This is a genomic window from Siphonobacter sp., assembly GCF_048595215.1.
Lineage (GTDB): Bacteria > Bacteroidota > Bacteroidia > Cytophagales > Spirosomataceae > Siphonobacter.
In genome coordinates, this window is the sequence record NZ_JBMDWJ010000129.1 from 1 (window position 1) to 5,113 (window position 5,113).

At 46.8% G+C, this 5,113-nt stretch carries 4 protein-coding genes; 3 read left to right on the top strand and 1 reads right to left on the bottom strand.

All coding sequences use genetic code 11. From position 1 onward, the window contains the following. The 3 genes from ACOJTG_RS07630 to ACOJTG_RS07640 form a co-directional block, all read left to right on the top strand. On the top strand, positions 1-1,667 hold a 1,667-nt coding region (locus ACOJTG_RS07630; RefSeq protein ID WP_420153263.1), incomplete at its 5' end, for a peptidylprolyl isomerase. A 28-nt stretch (positions 1,668-1,695) separates the two neighbouring features. Beyond that, complete coding sequence (locus ACOJTG_RS07635) at positions 1,696-3,045, top strand: foldase protein PrsA (RefSeq protein WP_420153264.1); 1,350 nt, start codon at positions 1,696-1,698, stop codon at positions 3,043-3,045. 135 nt (positions 3,046-3,180) lie between these two features. After that, a complete protein-coding gene (locus tag ACOJTG_RS07640) occupies positions 3,181-4,143 on the top strand; it encodes an AAA family ATPase (RefSeq protein WP_420153265.1) in 963 nt (320 codons plus the stop codon). A 75-nt stretch (positions 4,144-4,218) separates the two neighbouring features. Here the strand turns inward: ACOJTG_RS07640 and ACOJTG_RS07645 are convergent. Beyond that, a partial coding sequence (locus ACOJTG_RS07645) for an NYN domain-containing protein (protein WP_420153266.1) occupies positions 4,219-5,113 on the bottom strand: 895 nt, incomplete at its 5' end.

Consider the following 5,113-nt stretch of genomic DNA (forward strand, 5'->3'; position numbering starts at 1 on the left):
CCAAGAAAGGCGACATTTCCATGCCCGTACGGACCAAGTTCGGGTATCACCTGATCCGGGTCAATGACCGACGGACTAGTCAGGGAAATGTACAGGTAGCCCATCTGTTCGTACGCGTTGATCCGAATGCAACGGACGCGGAAAAAATGACGGCCAAAACGAAAATTGAAGAAGCCTACGGTGAACTGCAACGTGGCGTGCCGTTTGAAGCCGTAGTCAAGCAGTTTTCGGAAGATGCCAGTACTAAAAGTGCGGGCGGGGTAATGCAGCCGTTCGGAACGGGAAAGATGCTCCCTCCCTTTGAAGAAGCAGCGTTTGCTCTGAAAAAGGAAAATGCGTATTCCGCTCCGTTTCAGACGCAGTACGGCTGGCATATTCTCAAGCTGGTGAAACGTATTCCTCTGCTCGATTACGCGGAAGTGGGAGGGTATCTGCGGACGAAAGTACAGTCGGATGATCGATCGAACGTGAGCAAATCGGCCGTGCTTCGCCGGGTGAAACAGGAGAATAAATACGAAGAGAATAAAACGGCCGTAGCGGCGGCTCTCGAAAAAGCGAACCCGCTGTTGAAAGACGGCAAATGGCAGGCTCCCGCCGATGCGAATCTCAATGGGCAGCTACTTTTCCGGATTGGTTCCCAGGTATATCGGGTGAGCGACTTTTACAACTACGTTCAGCAGAATCAGCGTCCGCAGGCTGGGGCATCGCCACAAAGTCTCATGCAGAGCTTACTGAATGCCTTCATCGAGGAAAAGAATCTGGAGTACGAAGAGCTGCACCTGGAAGCAAAGAATGAAGATTTCAGGGATTTGATTCAGGAGTACCACGACGGTATGTTGCTGTTCCAGATGCTTGATGAAAAAGTGCAGGGTCGCTCGCTGACCGATACGACGGGCCAACGGCAATTTTACGAGCAGAATCGTAATAAATACCAGTTGCCTCCCCGCGTCAAAGCAACCGTACTGGATGCGGCTTCACGGCCCATTCTGGATCTGGCTTTGAAATCACTGGCAAAAAAACCGTATGCTCTTAGCCGAAAAGTAACGGATCTGACGTTTCCTAAAGGACAAACCAAATTAACGGAAGGACAACGCGAGCAACTTTTTGACTTAATTGTCATCTTAACGAAGAACTACGATTATCAGGTAGAAATCAGCGGTCACGCCGATGCCTCCGAAGCGGACTCCTGCTCAGCCGGACGTTTACGCAGCGTAGTAAATGAATTGGTGAAACGCGGGAATATTTCGGCAACGCGGATTGTTGAAGTAGACGAAAGCAAGTTCAAACCCGTTTCCACGACGAACCGCGATAAAAACCGTCGGGTGTCATTTGCTCTCTTTACCAATGCTCCCGTTGATGTAGTGCGGCAGTTTAATACGCAGAAAGCCGATAACCTAATCTATCAGGAAGGGTTTTTCCAGAAAGGTGAAAACAAGTTTGTTGATGCAGTAAGCTGGAAAGTAGGCAAGCAAACCGTAGAAAAAAGCGGCCGAGTGGTACAAATTGATATTCAGGCCGTAGACAACGCCCGTACGAAAACGTTGAATGAAGCCCGGGGTCAAGTCATCAACGATTATCAGGTTTATCTGGAAAAAGACTGGGTGGAGTCGCTGAAAAAACAGTTCCCCGTACAGGTGAATGAAAATGAATTAAAAAAGTTAAAATAGTTGATTGGGTTGTTTTAAAAATCTGGAAATGAAGAAAATTCTTGGGTTGCTGATCGTGTTTTTACCGGTGCTGGGCTTTGCTCAGGCGTCTAAAGGTAAAGTCATTGACGGCGTGATTAGTAAAGTTGATAATCACTATATTCTGCGATCGGACCTGGATCAAATGTACCATCAGTATCAGGCCGAGAACCCTAAAAATGCTCCGACTCGCTGTCAGTGTCTGAATAGTCTGATCATTAACAAGGTAATGTTAGCAAAAGCTGAGATTGACTCCGTAACGGTGGAGGATCGGCAGGTAGATGGTGAACTCGAAGGTCGGATGGATCAAATGATTCAAATGTACGGCTCTGAGAAAAACATCGTGGAGCAGTTCGGCAAAAGTCTGGATCAGTTGAAAGCTGAGCTTCGTTCGGACGTAAGAAATAACTTATTGGTGCAGGAAATGCAGCGTAAGATCACGAGTGACGTGAAAATTACGCCCAGCGAAGTACGGAAGTTTTTCAACTCGATTCCTAAGGACAGCTTACCCTATTTCCCTTCGGAAGTACAGGTAGGGCACATCATTCGTTTGGCGAAGGTTACGAAAGAAGAACGTGATGTACTACGCGAGCGACTGCTGGATTACAAGAAGCGGGCGTTGGCGGGTGAAGATTTTGCCAAACTGGCGACCACGTATTCAGAAGACGTAGGAAGTGCTCAAAACGGAGGTTTGTACGCGAACGTCAAACGCGGTACGATGGTACCCGAATTCGAAGGAGCGGTGTATCGCTTGAAACCCGGCGAAATGTCCGAACCCATTGATTCCGAGTATGGTATTCACTTAATTAAACTGGAAGATATTAAAGGTGAAGTTTATACGGCCCGCCACATTCTGTTACGCCCGGATTATAACCGTCTGGATATTAATGAGCCGACGCGTTTCCTGGATTCCATTCGTACCCAGTTAGTAGATGGCAAGCTGGATTTTGAAAAAGCAGCCAAGGAATATTCGGAGGATAAAGCTACGTCTGACGTAGGCGGCTGGATTCAGGATCCTGAAACGCGGGCTCCACGCTTGGCTCTGGATGCCAGTATGGACCCCAGTCTGTACTTTACTCTAGATTCAATGCAAGTAGGTACCTATTCAACCGTAATGCCTTACCGGACTAACGATGGAAAAACAGGAGTTCGGGTCATTTATTACAAAACAAAATTCCCACCGCATTACGCCAATCTGGAGGAAGATTATCAGAAACTCCAGAAAATTGCCCTGAGCCGTAAACGAAACAATGCCGTTGAAAAATGGTTTAAGAAGACGAAAGGTGAGGTGTTTATTCAGGTACGTGACGAAGATTTGAAGGAAGAATGTAACGATGTAATCGCTGCCTTTAGTAATTAAAAGAGCTTTTGAAGTATTGAAGGGGTTTGACACCGCTGAAAGTTTTTGGATAAATGATCAAAAAACGATTCAGCTTGTGTCAAACCCTTTCTTATTTTAGTGATTCTATTTGGTCTAAACCCTATTTAACTACGTATGACGTATTCTTCCGATGTCGAAGGAGTAAAGGCTCTCAATGAGGCGTATCGAAAATTACATGCTGAAATTACTAAGGTAGTAATCGGGCAGGATGAAGTCGTACGTTTACTGTTGACCGCTATTTTTTGTCAGGGGCACTGTTTGCTGGTCGGCGTACCGGGCCTAGCTAAAACCCTGCTCATCCAGACAATGGCCGGTGCTTTGGATTTGAGTTTTAACCGGATTCAGTTTACGCCGGACTTGATGCCTTCGGACATTACGGGTTCAGAAACGCTGGATAACGACCGGAATTTCCGCTTTATCAAAGGCCCCATTTTCTCCAACATCATTCTGGCGGATGAAATTAACCGTACGCCGCCTAAAACGCAGTCAGCTCTGCTGGAATCCATGCAGGAATATGCCGTGACCATCGCGGGACAGAAGTATTCCCTGAGCCGTCCGTTTTTCGTGCTGGCAACCCAGAACCCCATCGAGCAGGAAGGTACATATCCGCTACCGGAAGCCCAGCTCGACCGGTTTATGTTCATGATTCAACTGACGTATCCGAAATTTGAGTCGGAGCTGGCCATTGTGAAAGCGACCACTACGGATAACCGTTACGAAGTAAAACAACAGGTTACGGGCGAAGAAATTCAGTACTTTCAGCACTTAGTACGCCGCGTTCCCATTGCTGATAATGTCGTGGAATATGCGGTTCGACTGGTACACAAAACGCGTCCGCAAACGGAACTGGCCTCGCGGGAAGCCAATGAGTTTCTGGAATGGGGAGCTGGTCCCAGAGCTTCACAGAATCTCATTCTGGCGGCTAAATGTAATGCTTTGTTTAACGGAAAGTTTTCGCCAGATATTGAAGATGTACAAGCTGTAGCTTTGCCCATTTTACGGCACCGGATTGTACGAAACTTTAAAGCGGAAGCGGAAGGTGTAACCGTGGAAGATCTGGTTCGTAAAATGATTTAATCCTTCGTATATAAATGAGAAAAGCGGACTCCCTAGGGTCCGCTTTTCTCATTTATAATGAAAGCTACGAATGCGTTAAAACTCGAGTTTTAAAGAATCCTGTTCGGTCTCCGTAACGCTTTCGGTCGTTTCTGCTACTTCTGCACCTTCTTCATCCCAAAGCAAGCGTACATTCTTGGCAATATAATCGCCCCGATCATTTAGCGACAATACAAATTCCACTTCGTCCCCTTCCTGTAATTCATTGAAATCCGTATCCACTAAACTAGTGTAATGGAAGAACAGGTTATTGGGCGGATACTTAATGAATCCGTAGCCGTTTTTAAGAGAATAAATCGTACTCGTCATTAGCTCTCCCGTGTGTTCGGCTAAGGTAGGATTAGGACCTACCGCAGCATCGGCTGCCGGACGTTCAGCCCGGGGAGTGGTTTGTGGTGGCGAAGGTGGTACGACGAAGAGACCATTAATAAGTGGATCATTCCGACGTACGCGATCTTCAATGATATTCTGCATGTCAGCGTAGTAAGACACTTCCTCCAGCAGATCCTGTGACGTACGCGTAACCATTTTCTGGCCATCTTCCGTCGTATATTCAAAGTCCCAGCTCAGTACCATCACCCGCGTACCGATCGTATTCAGTTTACGAACCAACGGTACAAAATCACCATCTGAAGCAATGAGAACAATAATGTCAAATTTTTTATACAGAGCCATTTCGTAAGCTTCCAGAGCCAGCCATACGTCAATTCCTTTTTCGTGGCGGTTGTTAAACGTATTACGAATGGGCAGGTAATGGGTAGTGACACCTTCGGCCATGAGCAGATCATCGAAAACCCGATCATAAAACAGCATGTGTCCCCGTTGGCTGGCTTCCTGAGCATTCAGACGACCGCGGAAATAGTGGGCATCTACAATCTGGCAGGAACGTGTATCGGAATTCAATTCATCGGCAACCTGATTTCTGATAAAA

Bases quoted from the DNA above. Each gene is read 5' to 3' on its own strand.
- ACOJTG_RS07635 (WP_420153264.1), top strand. From the start codon at position 1,696: ATGAAGAAAATTCTTGGGTTGCTGATCGTGTTTTTACCGGTGCTGGGC.
- ACOJTG_RS07640 (WP_420153265.1), top strand. From the start codon at position 3,181: ATGACGTATTCTTCCGATGTCGAAGGAGTAAAGGCTCTCAATGAGGCG.